This is a genomic window from Saccharothrix sp. NBAS 001, from assembly GCF_056640475.1.
In genome coordinates this window covers 2,788,608-2,804,845 of the sequence record NZ_CM153251.1, presented here as the reverse complement: position 1 = coordinate 2,804,845, position 16,238 = coordinate 2,788,608, and the positions used below count along the sequence as shown (strand labels likewise).

At 70.3% G+C, this 16,238-nt stretch carries 11 protein-coding genes and 1 pseudogene; 4 read left to right on the top strand and 8 right to left on the bottom strand.

Annotation, left to right across the window (positions count from 1 at the left end; genetic code table 11):
* Positions 1 to 2: 2 nt before the first annotated feature.
* From AC0HI0_RS11810 to AC0HI0_RS11775, 8 genes and pseudogenes are all read right to left on the bottom strand, one after another.
* Positions 3 to 3,005: an ATP-binding protein gene (locus AC0HI0_RS11810; RefSeq protein ID WP_480932354.1), complete on the bottom strand. Its 3,003-nt coding sequence runs from the start codon at positions 3,003 to 3,005 to the stop codon at positions 3 to 5.
* Positions 3,006 to 3,211: 206 nt separating this feature from the next.
* Positions 3,212 to 4,084 (bottom strand): hypothetical protein, encoded by an 873-nt coding sequence (locus tag AC0HI0_RS11805; RefSeq protein WP_480932353.1) that lies wholly within the window; start codon positions 4,082 to 4,084, stop codon positions 3,212 to 3,214.
* A 217-nt stretch (positions 4,085 to 4,301) separates the two neighbouring features.
* Positions 4,302 to 4,874 carry a GrpB family protein gene (locus AC0HI0_RS11800; RefSeq protein ID WP_480932352.1) on the bottom strand — a complete coding sequence of 191 codons (573 nt, stop codon included), beginning with the start codon at positions 4,872 to 4,874 and terminating at the stop codon, positions 4,302 to 4,304.
* 60 nt (positions 4,875 to 4,934) lie between these two features.
* Positions 4,935 to 5,841 (bottom strand): annotated as a pseudogene (gene ligD / locus AC0HI0_RS11795) (non-homologous end-joining DNA ligase).
* The gene (gene ligD, locus AC0HI0_RS11790; RefSeq protein WP_480932351.1) at positions 5,810 to 7,306 is read right to left on the bottom strand and encodes a non-homologous end-joining DNA ligase; all 1,497 of its coding nucleotides are present in this window, start codon (positions 7,304 to 7,306) and stop codon (positions 5,810 to 5,812) included. Before ligD (AC0HI0_RS11790) ends, ligD (AC0HI0_RS11795) begins: the two are co-directional and overlap by 32 nt.
* 10 nt (positions 7,307 to 7,316) lie before the next feature.
* Positions 7,317 to 8,210, bottom strand: coding sequence for a non-homologous end joining protein Ku (ku, locus tag AC0HI0_RS11785; RefSeq protein WP_480932350.1), 894 nt, complete (start codon positions 8,208 to 8,210; stop codon positions 7,317 to 7,319).
* A 118-nt stretch (positions 8,211 to 8,328) separates the two neighbouring features.
* A complete protein-coding gene (gene ku, locus AC0HI0_RS11780; protein WP_480932349.1) occupies positions 8,329 to 9,138 on the bottom strand; it encodes a non-homologous end joining protein Ku in 810 nt (269 codons plus the stop codon).
* A gap of 121 nt (positions 9,139 to 9,259) precedes the next feature.
* Positions 9,260 to 10,270 (bottom strand): tyrosine-type recombinase/integrase, encoded by a 1,011-nt coding sequence (locus tag AC0HI0_RS11775; RefSeq protein ID WP_480932348.1) that lies wholly within the window; start codon positions 10,268 to 10,270, stop codon positions 9,260 to 9,262.
* Positions 10,271 to 11,137: 867 nt separating this feature from the next.
* Between AC0HI0_RS11775 and AC0HI0_RS11770 the strand changes: the two genes are divergently transcribed.
* From AC0HI0_RS11770 to AC0HI0_RS11755, 4 genes are read left to right on the top strand one after another with little or no spacing between them, the layout of a single operon-like run.
* Positions 11,138 to 11,881 (top strand): TnsA-like heteromeric transposase endonuclease subunit, encoded by a 744-nt coding sequence (locus tag AC0HI0_RS11770; protein WP_480932347.1) that lies wholly within the window; start codon positions 11,138 to 11,140, stop codon positions 11,879 to 11,881.
* A complete protein-coding gene (locus tag AC0HI0_RS11765; RefSeq protein ID WP_480932346.1) occupies positions 11,878 to 13,953 on the top strand; it encodes a Mu transposase C-terminal domain-containing protein in 2,076 nt (691 codons plus the stop codon). Before AC0HI0_RS11770 ends, AC0HI0_RS11765 begins: the two co-directional genes overlap by 4 nt.
* 10 nt (positions 13,954 to 13,963) lie before the next feature.
* Complete coding sequence (locus AC0HI0_RS11760) at positions 13,964 to 15,100, top strand: TniB family NTP-binding protein (RefSeq protein WP_480932345.1); 1,137 nt, start codon at positions 13,964 to 13,966, stop codon at positions 15,098 to 15,100.
* Positions 15,097 to 16,194, top strand: coding sequence for a TniQ family protein (locus AC0HI0_RS11755; protein ID WP_480932344.1), 1,098 nt, complete (start codon positions 15,097 to 15,099; stop codon positions 16,192 to 16,194). Before AC0HI0_RS11760 ends, AC0HI0_RS11755 begins: the two co-directional genes overlap by 4 nt.
* The last annotated feature ends 44 nt before the right edge of the window (positions 16,195 to 16,238 follow it).

The following is a 16,238-nucleotide window of genomic DNA, read 5'->3' as shown; positions in this document are numbered from 1 at the left end:
GCTCACGCACGAAGCGCTGACAACACCCCCTCGCGCCCCAACCCCGCCCCACGCGCCGACACCGCGTCGAACACCACGTCGCCCAAGACCGCACGAGCCGCCCGCTCCGCGCCCGACACGTCCGGATCCGGCACCGCCACCGTGCCCCGCAACCCGCGCGCCGCACCCATCAGCAACGCCGCCCCGCGCGCGTCCCCGCACGCCAACGCCAACGCCGCCCGCGCGTCCGCCGCCCGCGCCACGATCATCGCGTTGCCCCACTCCGCCCCGGACTCCACCGCGAGGTCCATCGCCGCCCGCGCCCCGGCCCGGTCACCCTCGGCCAACGCGATCCGGCCCCGCGCCACGTGGATCGTCGCCCGCACCTCCTCGGGCCCGAACCACCCCGACGGGCACACCCGCAGCGCCTCCGCGCACCACCGGCGCGCCCCCGCCACGTCACCCCGGTACCGGCACACCTCCGCCATCCCCAACCGCACCTGCGCCAACGTCTCCACCGCGCCCTGCGACCGGGCCAACCCGCCCGCCCGCTCCAGATCCGCCCACGCCGCGTCGAACTCGCCCCGGTGACACGCCCACTCCGCCCGCCGGCCCAACATCGACGCGGTGTGCTCGGTAGACCCGAACGCGCCCGACAGCTCCAACGCCTCGTCCAGGAACCCGACCGCGCCCACCACGTCCCCGCCGATCCGGGCCAGCTCCGCGAGCTGCCCCAGCACCACCGACATGCCCCACCGCTCGCCCAACGCCCGGAACCCCGCCAACGACTCCAGGTGCGCCTCCCACGCCCGCTCCACCTGGCCCGCGTACTGGTACTGCATCCCCAGGCCCAGCAACGCCAACGCCGCCGACCACGGATCCGGGCCGACCAGGTTCCCGCGCGCGGCCAACGACGGCGACTCCACGTCCGGCACCCCGTAGGCCATGCCCCACAGCATCGTCAGGTACGGCCGCGTCGGCGGCCCCACGAACCCCTCCGGCAACTCCTGCTTCGGCGACGGCGCCCCCGGCAACGCCTCCTCCCGGGTACCGGTCGACGAAGCGTTCAACGCGCACAGCAGGTACTCCTCGGCCAAACCCGGGGGAGCCGACGCGCCCACCGCCGCCACCACCTCGCCCGCCAGCGCCGCACCCTCCGTGCGCAACCCCAACACCCAGAAGTACCAGCCCAACTCCGCCATCAACCGCAACGCCAGCCCGTGGTCGGCCACCGCCGCCCACCGCACCGCCGCCTTGAAGTTCTCGTGCTCCCCGGCCAACCGCTCCAACCAGTCGAGCTGCTCGGCCCGCAACAGGTGCGGCGACGCCTCCACCGCCAACCCCAGCAGCCACCGCGCGTGCGCCCGCCGCACCCCGTCCCGCTCACCCGCCTCGACCAGCCGCCGCGCGCAGAACTCCCGGATCGTGTCCAACATCCGGAACCGCCGCCCCGACACCTCCAGCAGCGACTTGTCCACCAGCGACGGCAGCACCTCGTCGGTGCCCGGCACCCCGCACACCGCGGCCGCCGCCTCGACCGTCACCCCGCCGGAGAACACCGTCAACCGGCGCGCCACCGCCTGCTCGTCCGCGTCGAGCAGCTCCCAGCTCCACTCCACCACCGCGTGCAGCGTCCGGTGCCGAGGCGCCGCCGCCCGCGACCCCCGCGACAGCAGCCGGAACCGGTCGCCCAACCGGTCGGCCACCTCCGCCACCGGCAGCGACCGCACCCGCGCCGCCGCCAACTCGATCGCCAGCGGCATCCCGTCCAACGCCCGGCAGATCGCCACCACCAGCGGCCCCGTCACCGGGTCCAGCACGAACGCCGGGTTCACCGCCACCGCCCGGTCGGCGAACAACCGCACACCGGGGGAGTCCAGGTCGTCCACCGGCAGCGGCGGCACCGGCCGCACCGACTCGCCGGTGATCCCCAACGCCTCCCGGCTCGTCGCCAACACCCGCAACCCCGGGCACGCCGCCAACAACCGCCCCACCAACGCCGCCGCGTCCGCCACGACGTGCTCGCAGTTGTCCAACACCACCAGCACCGACCGCTCGGCCAACGCCGCCACCAACCGGTCCACCGGCGAGGCCACCGCCCGCACCCCGTCCTCGCGCAACTCCAACGCCGCCACCACCGCCTGCGGCACGTCCCCGCCCACCCCCAGCGGCGCCAGGTCCACGAAGAACACGTCCCCCGGATCCGCCGACGCCACCTCCACCGCCAACCGCGTCTTGCCCGCCCCACCGGGCCCCGACAACGTCACCAGCCGGCCCGCCGCCAACGCCGCCCCGACCAGCCGCACCTCCTCGGCCCGACCCACGAAACTCGTCAGCTGCGCGGGCAGCACGTGCCGCGCCGGAGCCCGCTCACCCCGCACCACCTCCAGGTGCGCGGCAGCCAACCCGGGGGAGGGGTCGGCCCCCAACTCCTCGGCCAACGCCCGCCGGGTCCGCTCGAACAACGCCAGCGCCTCCGCCTGACGCCCCTCCCGGTGCAGCCCCCGCACCAACCGCGCCACCAGCCGCTCCCGCAGCGGGTTGCCCTCCACCAACTCCCGCAACAACGCCACCGACGCGCCGTCGTGCTCCTCCACCGCCCGCAGCCGCAACTCCTCCCACCGAGCCGCCGCCACCGGCGCGAACGGCGCGTCCCCGACATCGCGCAACGCCGGACCACGCCACAACGCCAACGCCTCACCCGGCAACCCCCGGGCCACCAGCTCCTCGAACCGCAACGCGTCCACCTCGGCCGGATCCACCACCAGCCGGTACCCGGCGGGGGAGCGCTCCACCTCGACGTCGAGCAGCGACCGCAACCGCGACACCTGCGACTGCACCGCGTTGCCCACCCCCGCCGGCGGCGCCTGCCCGTACAGGGCGTCGACCAGCCGATCCACCCCCACGACCCGCCCGGCGTCGAGCACCAACACCGCCAACAACGCCCGCAACCGCGGCCCACCGACCGGGACCTCGGTCCCGTCCACGCGCCGCACCACCATCGGACCGAGCACACCGAACCTCACGCGGCAGGATTGTTCCCCACCCACCCCGCACGACATCGCCGATTCCACCCCACGGCCACCGACGAGCGCCGATCAACAGCAACGAGCCCGACACCCCGCGCACGCCCGCGCCCCGGCAGAACGCACGCCCACCCGCACGACACCACCGGCGTCACTCCGGCCGACCCACACCCCGAACGGCCGAAACCCGACCCACCCCGGACCCGTCAGTTCCGCCTGACCAAGGCGTACGTCGCGTTGTCCCGCTGGTAGACGCCGCCCGCATAAGGGCCGCCGAGGTCCCACGCGGTGGTGTGGAACGCCGGGCCGTCGGAGGTGCCGTCCGCCCGCACCCGCACGGTCTCCCGAGACGCCGTGCCGTGCTCCACGGTCAACTCCAACTCCCACCGGTAGGAGTGGGCCGCCGACAGCGCGGTGATCTCCAACCCCACCTCCTCGCCCAGGTCGAACGTCACGTCCTTCACGTCCAGCAACGGCCTCGTGACACCGTCCTCCGTCGTGGCGGTCAACCGCCCGGACGGGTCGTCCAAATCCACACCCACCTGCTCCACGTCATCGGCACCCTCGCCCAGGTAGAGCAGCAGCGTCCCGTCCAGACGCGGCGACTTCTCCAGCACCCGCGCCCGGATGTCGACCACCCGCACCCGCTCCCGCCGGTTCCCGACCAGCGACACCAGGTGCGTCGTGCTCGACTTGCGCACCCGCCCCGCGTACCCCCACGAGCCGAGCACACCGCCGAGTTCGCGCTTGCGGGCCTCCAGCCGCTTGCCCAACGCGTCCACCTGGTCCGGCGGCAACCCGGCACCCTCCGTCTCGGTCCACCGGCGCGACGGCCCGGCCAACTCCGCCACCGTCGCCTCGTCCAACGCCCGAGGGAACACCCACACCCAGTTCGGCCCCGGAAAAGCCGACCGCACCCGCGCCACGACAGCGGGAAAACGACCCAGATCCGCGTCCTGCGCGCGATTCGCCCCGGACTGGGCACGCGCCTCCTGCTCGCCCGCCTGGTCCAGCGCCAACCCGGCCGAGTACACCGCGATCGCCGCGCCGACCACCAGCGGCACCACCGCGACGCTCACCCACGCCCACACCCTGCGGTGCTCCGGACGCGGCGCAACCGACGGCGTCGTCAGAGCGACGGCATGGCGATCGCGGCGACGACTGCGACGGCGACGGCGGGCCATCCACCGACGGTAGCGGAACACCCGCCGCCCGGGACCCGGTTAGCCGACGCCGCAGCGGATCCCCGCGCCGCAACGGGGGCGCGGCCCCCGGGACAGCCGCGCCCCCCGACGCTCAATCCCGCCTCAACGACCCGTCAGGCACCGCCCGCGCCATGATCTCGTCCACCACCGCGTTCTTCGCGTCCGCGTAGTTCTGCACGAAATCCCAGTCCCGCCCCGCCAACTCCCGCTTCACCGACTCGTACCGCACCCGGTCCCCGTCGTGCGACCGCAACCGGTCCCGGAACGTCCGCATCCACACCACCTGCGAATCCCCTTCCGAGAACACGTGCAGGTTGATGTCCGTGTCCGGCCCCTTGAACAACCGGTGCTCGTGCCAATCCGGCTCCCGCACCCGCAACACGTACCCCGCCGCCTCCAACGCCGGCACGTACCGCGACTCGTCCGCCGAATCCCCGACCACCAGCAGCACGTCCACGATCGGCTTCGCCGCCAACCCCGGCACCGACGTCGACCCCACGTGCTCCACCGCCAGCGCCACACCGCCCAGCACCGCCCGCACCCGCGCCGCCTCGCGCTCGAACAACCCCGGCCACCCCGGGTCGTACTCCGCGAGCACCACCCGACCGCCCAACCGCACCGGCGGCACCACGTGCGTCGCCACGAGGTCCTCCTCAGTGGACACGAAACGGTCCCCAGCCATGACCACCCCTCCGAAAATAGGCAGTCCGCCAGGATAAGCCACTCACGCCGGCAACCGCGACGGATTATCGACCGCGAACAAATCCCCGACCCGCCCCACCCGCGCCCGCACCTCGTCCGCCACGAACACCAACTCCTCCGGCGACCGGCACCCCACCACCTCGTCCCACGACACCGGAGCCGACACCGACGGCACCGGCCGCGCCCGCAACGAATACGGCGCCACCGTCGTCTTCGCCGGGGTTGTTCTGCGACCAGTCGATCAACACCTTCCCCGCGCGCCGCGCCCGCACCATCGACCACACCACCGCCCCCGGCGACTCCGCCGACAACCGCCGCGCCACCGCCTTCGCGTACTCCGACGTCCGCCCCGGCGACGACACCCGCACCGGCGCGTACACCTGCAACCCCTTCGACCCCGACGTCTTCACCACCGGCGACAACCCGTCACCCGCCAACACCGCCCGCAACCGCTCCGCCACCCGACAGCACTCCACCACCGTCGCCGGCGCACCCGGATCCAAGTCGAACACCAGCAGATCGGGGGAGCGCCGCGCCCCACGCGCACCCACCACCCACTGCGGCACGTGCAACTCCAACGCCGCCAGGTTCGCCAACCACACCAGCGTCGCCAACTCCTCCACCACCACGAAATCCGCGAACTCCGCACCACGCGACGACCCCGGCGTGTCCACCCGCACCGTCCGCACCCACTCCGGCACGTGCGACGGCGCGTTCTTCTCGAAGAACGACCCGCCACCCACCCCGTCCGGGAACCGCCGCACCGTCAACGGCCGACCCGCCAGGTGGGGGAGCAGCACCGGCGCGACCCGCGTGTAGTAGTCGATCACCTCCGCCTTGGTGAACCCCACCTCCGGGTACAACACCTTCTCCAGGTTCGTCAGCCGCACCCGCCGCTCACCGACCCGCACCACCGTCCCCGACGCCAACCCGCCGCACCTCCTCCGGCACCCGATCCGGCCGCAACCCCCGCCACGTCGGAAACCGCATCCGCCCCTCCGCCGTCCACCGCCGGTGCACCACCTCACCCACCAACACCGGCCGCACCCACCGCGCACCCCGCGCCCGCTCCCGGGGCACCTCCGACGAGAACGGCGACCCCGGCACCTCCAACCCCCGCAACCGCTCGGTCAACCCCGGCAACTCCGACTCCGCGAAACCCGTCCCCACCGACCCCACGAACACCAGACCCGCCCCGTCCGGCACCCCCAACAACAACGACCCCACCAACCCCGACCGCTTCCCCTCACCCGACCGCCACCCGCCGATCACCACCTCCTGCGCCACCACCCCCGTGATCTTCAACCACCACGGAGACCGCACCCCCGGCACGTACCGCGAATCCAGCCGCTTGGCCACCACCCCCGCCAAACCCTGCTCCCGGCTCGCCGCCAACACCTCCGCACCCGCACCCGGGAACGACCTCGGCACCAACCAGTGCGGCCCCACCAACCCCAACCCCTCCAACAACTCCCGCCGCCGCACGTACGGCAACCCCACCGTCGGCACCCCGTCCAGGTGCAGCACGTCGAACACCAGGAACGTCACCGGCACCCGCCCCGCCAACCGCCGCGCCTGCGCCCCGCTCGCCCGCGACCGCCGCTGCAACGCCCCGGCACTCGGCCGCCCACCCGCGAACGCCACCACCTCGCCGTCCAACAACACCTGCGTCGACCCCAACGCCCCACCCAACCCCTGCAACTCCGGGTACACCGCCGTGATGTCGTCACCCGCCCGCGACACCAACCGCACCCGGCCACCCTCCACCCGCGCGACCGCCCGCACCCCGTCCCACTTGAACTCGAACGCGAACTCCTCCGGACGCGCCGGCAACCCCGCCGCCGCCGTCGCCAACATCGGCTCCACCGACTCCGGCAACGCCACCCAGTCCGGCCGCACCGCCTCGTGCCGCCGACGCACCATCCAGTCCTTGCCCGACCCACCCCGACCGGCCCCGCCACGACCCGGCGAATCCCGCCGGAAGAACACGAACTCACCCTCGATCCGCGACCCGTGCAGCACCACGTCCACCTCGCGGTCGCTCCACTTCACCGTCTCGTACCGGCCCCGGTCCCACACGAACATCCGCCCCGCCCCGTACTCGCCCCTGGGGATCACCCCCTCGAACGACGCGTACTCCAACGGGTGGTCCTCCGTGCGCACCGCCAACCGGATCGTCCCCGGCTCCGCCGGCAACCCCTTCGGCACCGCCCACGACACCAGCACCCCACCCCGCTCCAACCGCACGTCCCAGTGCAGGCTCGACGCGTGGTGCTCCTGGATCACGAACGTGTCATCGGCACCGAGGGGGAGCGGCACACCCTCCGCGGGCACCGGCTCCGGCGTCCTCCCGACCGCCCGCTTGCCCCGGTACTCCGACAAGTCCCCGGACATCCCGCACCCCCTACGCGGGCTTCGCCTTCTTCTTCGGCGGAGCCTTCTCCGCCTTGCCACCCGACTTCGCCCCACCCGACGCCTTCGCCGACCGACCCGACGACCTCCCCGACTTGCGCCCGGACTCACCCCGCGCCGACCGCGCCTGCTCCACGCTGCGCTCCAACGCCGTCATCAGATCGATCACCTCACCCGAGTCCTCCGACTCCGGCTGCTCCGGCAGCTCCGCACCCTCCGCCTTCGCCTCGATCAACTTCTGCAACGCCACCGTGTAATCGTCCGAGAAATCACCCGGGTCGAACGACCCCGCCATGCTCTCCACCAACGACGACGCCATCCGCAACTCCTGCGGACGCACCTCCACATCGCCGTCCAGAAAATCGAACTCCGGCTTCCGCACCTCATCCGGCCACAACATCGTGTGCATCACCAGCAGATCCTCACGGGCCCGCAACATCGCCAACGTCTCCCGCTGCCGAATCGTGATCTTCACCACCGCCAACTGACCCGACTGCTCCAACGCCGTCCGCAACAGGACGTACGGCCGCGTCGCCGCCTTGTCCGGCTCCAGGTAATAGCACTTCTGGAAATAGATCGGATCTATCTCCTCCGCCGGCACGAACTCCAACACGTCGATCGCGTGATCGGTGCTGATCGGCAGCTTGTCGAAATCCTCGTTCTCCATCACGACCAACCGGCCGTCGTCCAACTCGTAGCCCTTGGCGATGTCGGCGAACGCCACCTCCTCGCCACACACCTGGCACACCCGCTTGTAGCGGATCCGCCCACCGTCCTCCCGGTGCACCTGGTGAAACCGGAAGTCGTGCTCCTCCGTCGCCGTGTACAACCGGACACCGATCGTGACCAGCCCGAAGGAGATCGCCCCGCGCCACACGGACCTCATTCCACGTGCGTACCCGCACCCGAGGAAAACCGCACCAGCACGTCACCCGAACGGACTACCGCCAGGCACGGCGCGCCACCACCCGAACCCCACCACGCACCCCAGGACGGCCCAACCGCTACTCCTCCCGATCCCGCCCCGCACGCCCCGACCGCACCCGATCCAGACTCCGCCGCAACGCACCCATCAGATCCACCCCACCCGGCTCCCCACCACCGGTCTCCTCCGGAGCCCGCGACACCGGGATCACCGCACCCGCCGCCTTCTGCTCGATCAACCCCGCCACCGCATCCCGATAACCGTCCGCGAACACCGTCAAATCCAACTCCGCCGTCATCGAATCCACCAACGACGCCGCCACCCGGACCTCCGGCAACCGCGACTCCACCGCCACGTCCAAAAACCCGAACTCCGGCTCCCGCACCTCGTCCGGCCACAACAACGTCTGCAACACCAACACCCGACCCCGCGGCCGCACCACCGCCACCACCTCCCGCCGCCGAATGGCCACCCGCACCACCGCCACCCGGAAAGCCCGCTCCAACGCATCCCGCAACAGGCAGTACGAAGCCACCGCCGACCGCTCCGGCTCCACGAAGAACGACCGGTGCAGGAAAACCGGATCGACCTCGTCCGCCCGCGCGAACTGCACCACCTCGATCGTGCGCCCCGAGGCCACCGGCAACCCCTCGAAATCCGCCGCCTCGAACAACGCCAACCTCCCGTCCGGCAGCTCGAACCCCTTCACCACCTCGACCAGCGGCACCTCCTCGGCGCACACCGAACACACCCGCCGATGCCGAACCCGCCCACCATCGGCCCGGTGCACCTGGTGGAACCGGAACCCGTGCGACCCGGTGGCCGAGAACAACCGCACCGGGAACGTCACCAACCCGAACGACACCGCCCCACGCCACACCGCCCTCATACGACCTGCGTACACCCGTGCGAACACGGACACACCCAAGTCACCCGGACAGCCCAGCACACCCCGCCACACCCGCCCCACCATGCAGGACAACCACACCGGGGGAGCGGCGACCCCGGAACTACTCCGACCCGGCGGTCCCCTCGGCCTGACCCGGCAACCGCGACAACGACACGTACGTCCGATTCCCCGCCACCGCCGCCCGACGCTCCCGCGCCGTCGCCTCGATGTAGTTCTGCGACGTCGCCAACGACGCATGACCCAACAACGCCATGATCTCCGACGCCGACGCCCCGTCCTCCGCCAACCGCGTCGCGAACGTGTGCCGCAACGCGTGCAGGTTCGCCCCCGACGGCACCCGGTCGTGCAGCCCCGCCCACCGGAAGCACGACCGCACCAGGTACTCCAACCCACCACGCCCGATCGGCTCACCGTGCCGGTCCCGCAACAACGCCGAACCCCGGTCGAACCGCCCCTGCGGGAACCGCGACCGGCACGAACCCAGGTACTGCTCGATGATCCGGTCCATCGCCGGCTCGATCGGCACCGACCGGTCCCGGTTCCCCTTGCCCGCCACGTGCACCCGCCGCTCACCCGCCCGACCCACCACCGACGCCAGCGTCAACGTCCGCATCTCCGCCGACCGCAGCCCCGCCACCAGGCCCAACGCCAACACCAGCACGTCCCGCTCCGGCCACGGGTCACGCCCCTGCCGCGCACCCTCCGCCGCCGCCGTCAACAACCGCTCCGGGGTGTCCTCGCCGCGCAACGGCTTCGGGACCAGGGGAGGGGTCTTCGGCCGCGCCACCGCGCCCATCGGGTTGCCCGGCACCAGGTCGTCCGCCACGCAGAAGGTCATGAACTGGTTCCAGGTCGACCACGCCCGCAACACCGAACTCTTCGCGTGCGAGTCGGCGAACACCCCGAACGCCGCGCGCAGGTTCCCGGAGGTGAGGTGGGCGATCTCCAGCCCGGCGGGGGGAGTGGCGCACACGTCGGCGAGCAGGGCCGTGATCCCAGCCAGGTCGCGCCGGTAGGCGGCTGTGGTGTGGGGGGAGTCCTTCCGGGGTCGGCGGGCGAGGAAGAACGACTCCTGGGCGTCGAGAACTCGCATTGGATCTTCATACCGCACGGCACCGACAATCCGGAGCAGCGCCGATCCCGCGCCAATCCCCCGTGTTGATCATGTCACCCGATATTCAACAACTGATGGATAATGGCGATTATCCATCACGCACCCGTCCGGACGGGTGTCCGGGAGCGGCCTGAGGCGGCGGTCGGCCCACCGGGGGATGCGACCTCTCGCGGGACGCCCGTCGACGCCTCCAGGGTCGTTCTCCGCAGTGTCGTCACGTGCTCCGCCGCCGACCGGCTCGCCGGGCGTCCCGGCCGGGCCGCGAATCGCGCCGGGTCGAACCCGGCGGGCCGCAGGGCGTGATCAACGGGCGTCAGGACGGCGTCGACGGGCCATCCCGCCACACCACTGTGGAAACGTCACGTGACGTTTCTTCGGCCGGGTCACCAGGTCCTGCCGTAACGCCGATAATCGACATTATGTTAAGTAAGCCGTTCGCGGGGTGCCGAGAGCGGTTCGCCGGCTGTCCTGTCTCAGGCAACCTGGCCACTCTCAACAAAGTTGGCCAGAAGCCCGGCCGGTGGCCAACTGGCCTGAGACTGTTGATCACCGCGCCGTAGGTGGTGCTCTTTCGGGTGAATCACCTGCGCTAGTCCCTGTCAGTCCGACAGACAGCCAGACGTACGGATAAGTTGCCGGAGCGACTAGCAGGCAGACCTGGGCTCTGCCCGGCCAGTGCCAGTTCTCGCAGGAGGCGACGTGTAGAACGAACTCGAAGAGGCCAAGACCCACGCAAACCCGAACGCAGAAGGATTGATCGTGCTGGCTCAGCTCAGATTAATGGGCTCACGGTCGACTCGACCCTCCTCAGGCCGCCCCACCCTCCCTCCTGGCCCTGAGTCTGCTGCCCTTTGCGACGCGACTGTGTCTTACGTCGACCAAGCCGGGACGCGGTTCACCCACCCACTGCTCGACGCCGACACCGCCGAACTCGGCGTTGCGGCACCACACCGCCGGTTCCACGCCTATCGAGGGCAAAAGCACTTCCCCGGCCTGTGGTGGGCCGCGACGACCCGCTCCCACGTCGGCTACGAGTCGTGGTTGGAGCGGTACTGGCTCGTCGAACTTGACCACGATCCCGAGGTCGTGCACATGGTGTCGCAGCCGTTCGTCCTGACGTGGCCGAGCCCGAACCGGCGGGGCTTCACCGAGCACACCCCCGACTATCTCGCACGCACGGTCGGAGGGGGCACCGTGGTCGTGGACTGCCACCGCGCCGAACGGGTCACCGGGGACGTCGCCAGGAAGTTCGCCGCCACCCTGACCGCCTGCCGGATGCGGGAGTGGTCCTACCTGCTGCTGGTCGAGCCGCACGACATCGGCCGGTACTCCAACCTGCGCTGGTTGGCTGGCTACCGCCACCCCAGGTTCGCCGAACCCGATGTTGAGCGCGCCGTTCACCTCGACCTGGACCGGCCCCGCAGGTTGTACGCCACCGCAGAGGCGGTCGGTGACCCGATCCGGACGTTGCCGGTGCTCTACCACTTGCTGTGGCGGGGCGAACTGGCCTGCTCGCACACCGCCCCCTTGAGCGACCGCACACTGATCCACAGCGCGGCGCCCGGCGAGGTCACCGGGATCACACGGGGTGACGGGGTCCTGACGTGACCGGCGTCCGCCGGCCGGTCCTGCGCCTGGGGGCACGAGTCCGGTTCGACGACGCCGAGCACCGGGTCGTGGCGATGGACGGCACGACGGTCACTCTTCAGGACCCCGAGGGTCGCCCGCTGGCCGTGCTGCTGTCCTACCTAATGATGGCTGACGGATTCGAGATCGTGGACGGTCCCGCCCGCACATCCCTGCCCGCCACCGGTCTGATCGACGCGCTGTCACCCGAGGAACGCAGAAAAGCCGAGTGGTGGGAAGGTCATCTGCTGGAGGTCGAAACCGGTCGACACCCCGACGGCGACCGACCACCGCGGCCCGAGTACGACCCCGATCTGTCCCTAGCCGAACGGCAACAGGCGAAGGTCCGGGAGTTGGCCGCAGCCGGACACCCCACATCCGAACGCAGCCTCCGGCGACTGCGCACCCGCTACCGCGAGGCCGGACTGTGGGGCTTGGTCGACAAACGCGGCCTCAAACCCGTCAAGAGCGCGCCCACCGTCGATCCTATGATCACGGACGTGGCGCTGGAGATCATCGCCGAGCACCAGGACGGCTCGACGACCACCGGCACACGCTCGGGCTTCATCGACACCCTGGCCGACCGGCTCGATGACCGGTACGGCGACGATGCTCCCCCACTCCCCTCCCGCGCCACTCTGTACCGGCTGTTCGGCGCACTTGACTCGAACGGCATGGCGGTCAAACCGGCGACCATGCGACGACGGCACGCCAACCGACCTGCCCGGCCGTTCGTGAGCGGGCTGGCGACCCGCCCCGGCGAACTGGTCGAGATCGACACCAACACTTTCGACGTACTCGCGCGGTTCCCCGACGGCAGGGCTCGACGCCCCGAACTCACGCTGGCTGTCGACATCGCGACCCGCACCCTGCTAGCCGGGGTGTTTAGCCCTAGCGCCAAGGCCGTGGACGCCTCGGCACTGCTTGCGCGCATGGCCGTACCCGAGCCGATGCGCCCCACATGGCCGCACCTGGTGCACGCCTCTCGCAGCCGACTTCCCTATGAGCGACTCGTCGCCATCGACGAACGCTTCGCGGCGTCGGCCGCGAGACCACCCATCGTGCCCGAGTCGATCGTCTGCGACCGCGGTCGGATCTACCTGTCGACGGCGTTCGAGTCCGCCTGCGCCAGCCTGGGTGTCTCGCTGCAACCCGCTCGACCCTATACGCCGACGGACAAGGCCGTGGTCGAACGGACCTTCGACTCCATCCGCACCCTGTTCAGCCAACACGTCGTCGGCTACGTCGGCTCCAACGTCACCGAGCGGGGCAGCGACCTGGACCGGGAGCCGCTGTTCGCGGTGCGCCAACTCCAGGCCCTGTTCGATGAATGGGCCGTAACGCACTGGCAGAACCGCCCGCACGACGGCCTGGGCTCCACCTGGGTTGACGGCAAACCGCTTACACCCAACGACATGTACGCCGCGATGGTCGCCCGCGCCGGGTACGTCCCGCTCGCCCTGTCAGGCCAGGACTATTGCGAACTGCTCCCCCGCAAATGGTGCGTGATCAACGAATACGGCATCAACCACCAACGGCGCGTCTACGACAGCGCGGACCTCAACGGCCACCGGAGGAAACCCTCCGGGGTGCCGGGCAAGGGCAACGCATGGGAGGTGCGCTACGACCCGTACGACATCTCCCACGTCCACGTCCGCAACCACCACACCGGCACCTGGATCAGCGTGCCGTGGACTCGAGTCGGAATGCTCGACGAACCCATGTCCGAAGCCATCTACGCGCACGCCGCGAAGATCGCGGCCGAGAACGCGACCGACGGCCGCAAACCCCACGAATCAGAGGTGGCCCGCGAGGTGCGCAAGCTCCGCAGGCGAGCCCGCGCGGGCGAAGCAACCTCCACCGAACAACGGCTGGTCGCCCGCGACGCCACCCGGCCGGAGCGACCCGTCATACCCATCCCGCCCACCCCCGACCCGGCGATCGACCTCGATGAACTCGATCGTCGCGACGCGACACCACACCCACAACGGACCCGGTGGGACCTCGACACCCCCATGACGCCCTTCGACCCTCGCGCCGACGAGTGGAGGTGAGTCCATGACCATGCCGAACCCCGACCGGCACGACGAAGTCGAACCCCCGATCACCCTGGACGGGTGGCGCGCCCTAGTCAACAAGGACTACAAGGCCCCGGCCCTGCTGGGCCGGGACCAATATGTGCGGCTGCCCGACGACGCCAGGCGCGACCACGACGCGATGCGACGGGACTATCACCGCACACCCCGACCCCTTGGCATCCCCACCTTCCGCAAGGTGCTGCACCAGGGGCGCAAACAGTACCTCAACAACGTCACCCACGAAGGCGCCCGACCCGGCCTGGTGATCAGCGGCGAGGGCGGTGTCGGCAGCACCGCCCTGCGCGGTCTCGGAGTGGCCATCGAGGTCCGCTGGCGGGAACTGCACCCCCGCAGCGAGGACGCCGTCCCGGTCGTTAACATCAGCCTCCCCGGCGGAACTCGTCCCAAGGGGCTGCCCACCGCGTTCCTGGAGTTCTTCGGTGTCCCGTTCCGCAAGCGCGACACCGAACTCGACCTGAGCATCCAGGCATGCAAGCTGATGCGCGCCCTGCGCACCAGCCTCGTGCTCATCGACGAGATCCACAACCTCAACCACACCAGCAGGGCCGGGGCCGAGGTCTCCGACCACCTCAAGTACTTCACCGAACACGTGCCCGCCACCTTCGTCCTGGCCGGGATCGACGTCGTGGGCAACGGGCTGTTCCGCGGTCGCCGCGGTCAGCAGCTCGCCCGGCGGTTCCGGATGCTCAAAGTGGAGCCGTTCAACTACGGCAGCGCGGACGAACAGCGTGAATGGCATCGGGTGATCGAACAGTTCGAGCACTCGCTGATGCTGCACCGTCACCGACCCGGGACACTGGTCACACACGCCAAGTACCTCTTCGACCGGACCGAGGGCGTCATGACCTCGCTGTCCTCCCTCATCCGCGAGGCGGCCGTCGACGCGATCGACGACGGCACGGAAGCCATCACACGCGACCACCTCGACGACGTCCTGCTCGACCATGCGGCCGAGGCGTACGCCGCACAAGCACGACAGCGTGCTGTCGCCGCCGCACGGGCCATAAAGATCAGAAACAAATCATCACCCGAACGCACCCGGGACAAGACCGCGATGACCGACCTACAGCCGGTCGCCGAGCAGGGGACACCAGCCACATGACCGAACCTGGCTTCACCTCCGGGGTTCGACTCGACGACTCGACGACCACACTTGTCACGGCTAGGAAGCTCCCCATTGTTGTATCCCCTGTTCCTGACGAAACGGTCGAGAGCTACCTCCACCGACTCGAACTGGCGAACCACTTGCGCCGCGACATCCTGGCCAAGCGCTTCCAACGTGATCAGAACTGGATCGACCGGCTCGCCAAGCTCACCGGCCGGACTCGCGACCGCCTGGCGCACGCGTTGCCGGAGGTCGCGCACGCGCCACACCACCTCAACTCCTCGGCGCTGAACAATCATCTGGAACGTCCCCGTCGCGCTCGTCCCTGTTGCCAGCGATGCGCCGCCGCCAAGCACGCCAGCGGCCAGGTCGCATCGTGGCTCCCCGTGGCCCGTCGCGTGTGCATCCGACACCGGATCTGGATCGACTGGATCACGTGGAGCCGTACCCCGAACGTCGACATCTCCGCGCTACCCGACGTGGTGCACGCCCAACGACGTCTCGACCGGCTTATCCGTCGGTATCCGCCGACCGCTATCAATAAGGCGTTCGACGACGCCGAGGACGTCGTGCGGTACTGGTCCGAACGCGAGTCCTGGGGCGAAGAGCTACGACAGGATCGCTACAACAACCTTTGGGGACCTGCGGAATGGCGCTGGTCCGTCGGGCGAGCCAACGTCGGCATGGACATCGCCAACTTTCCCGAGATCGTGACGTTGACGGGAATGTTCCTCTCGTCAGTGTGGCGTGGCGTCGCGGCGCTGAGCGACCGCTACGCATGGGCGGACAACGCCTTCGTCACCGAGGCCGGACACCGGCTCGCCATCCCCCAATTCACTCCCGGCGGCAGCCGAGATCACCTGCTCAACTGGATCGACGACCGTCGTCAAGAGTATCGTCGGTACACACGGGCGCGGCCACTGCTGCTCGACGACCACGAGGCGATCGCCGAACTCGACTGGTACTACAATCCGCTGAGGCCGGACTGGTGGACCGAACCTGAACTGTTGAAGGGCTCGGTTCCCGCTTACCGAAGGACGCCTGTAGGACGCGCGCGCTACGTCTACTACGAAGGCAGTCTTCCAAAGTGATGTCACTGGGTTGATACTTCTGCATTCTCGGATGCGGGAGCCTG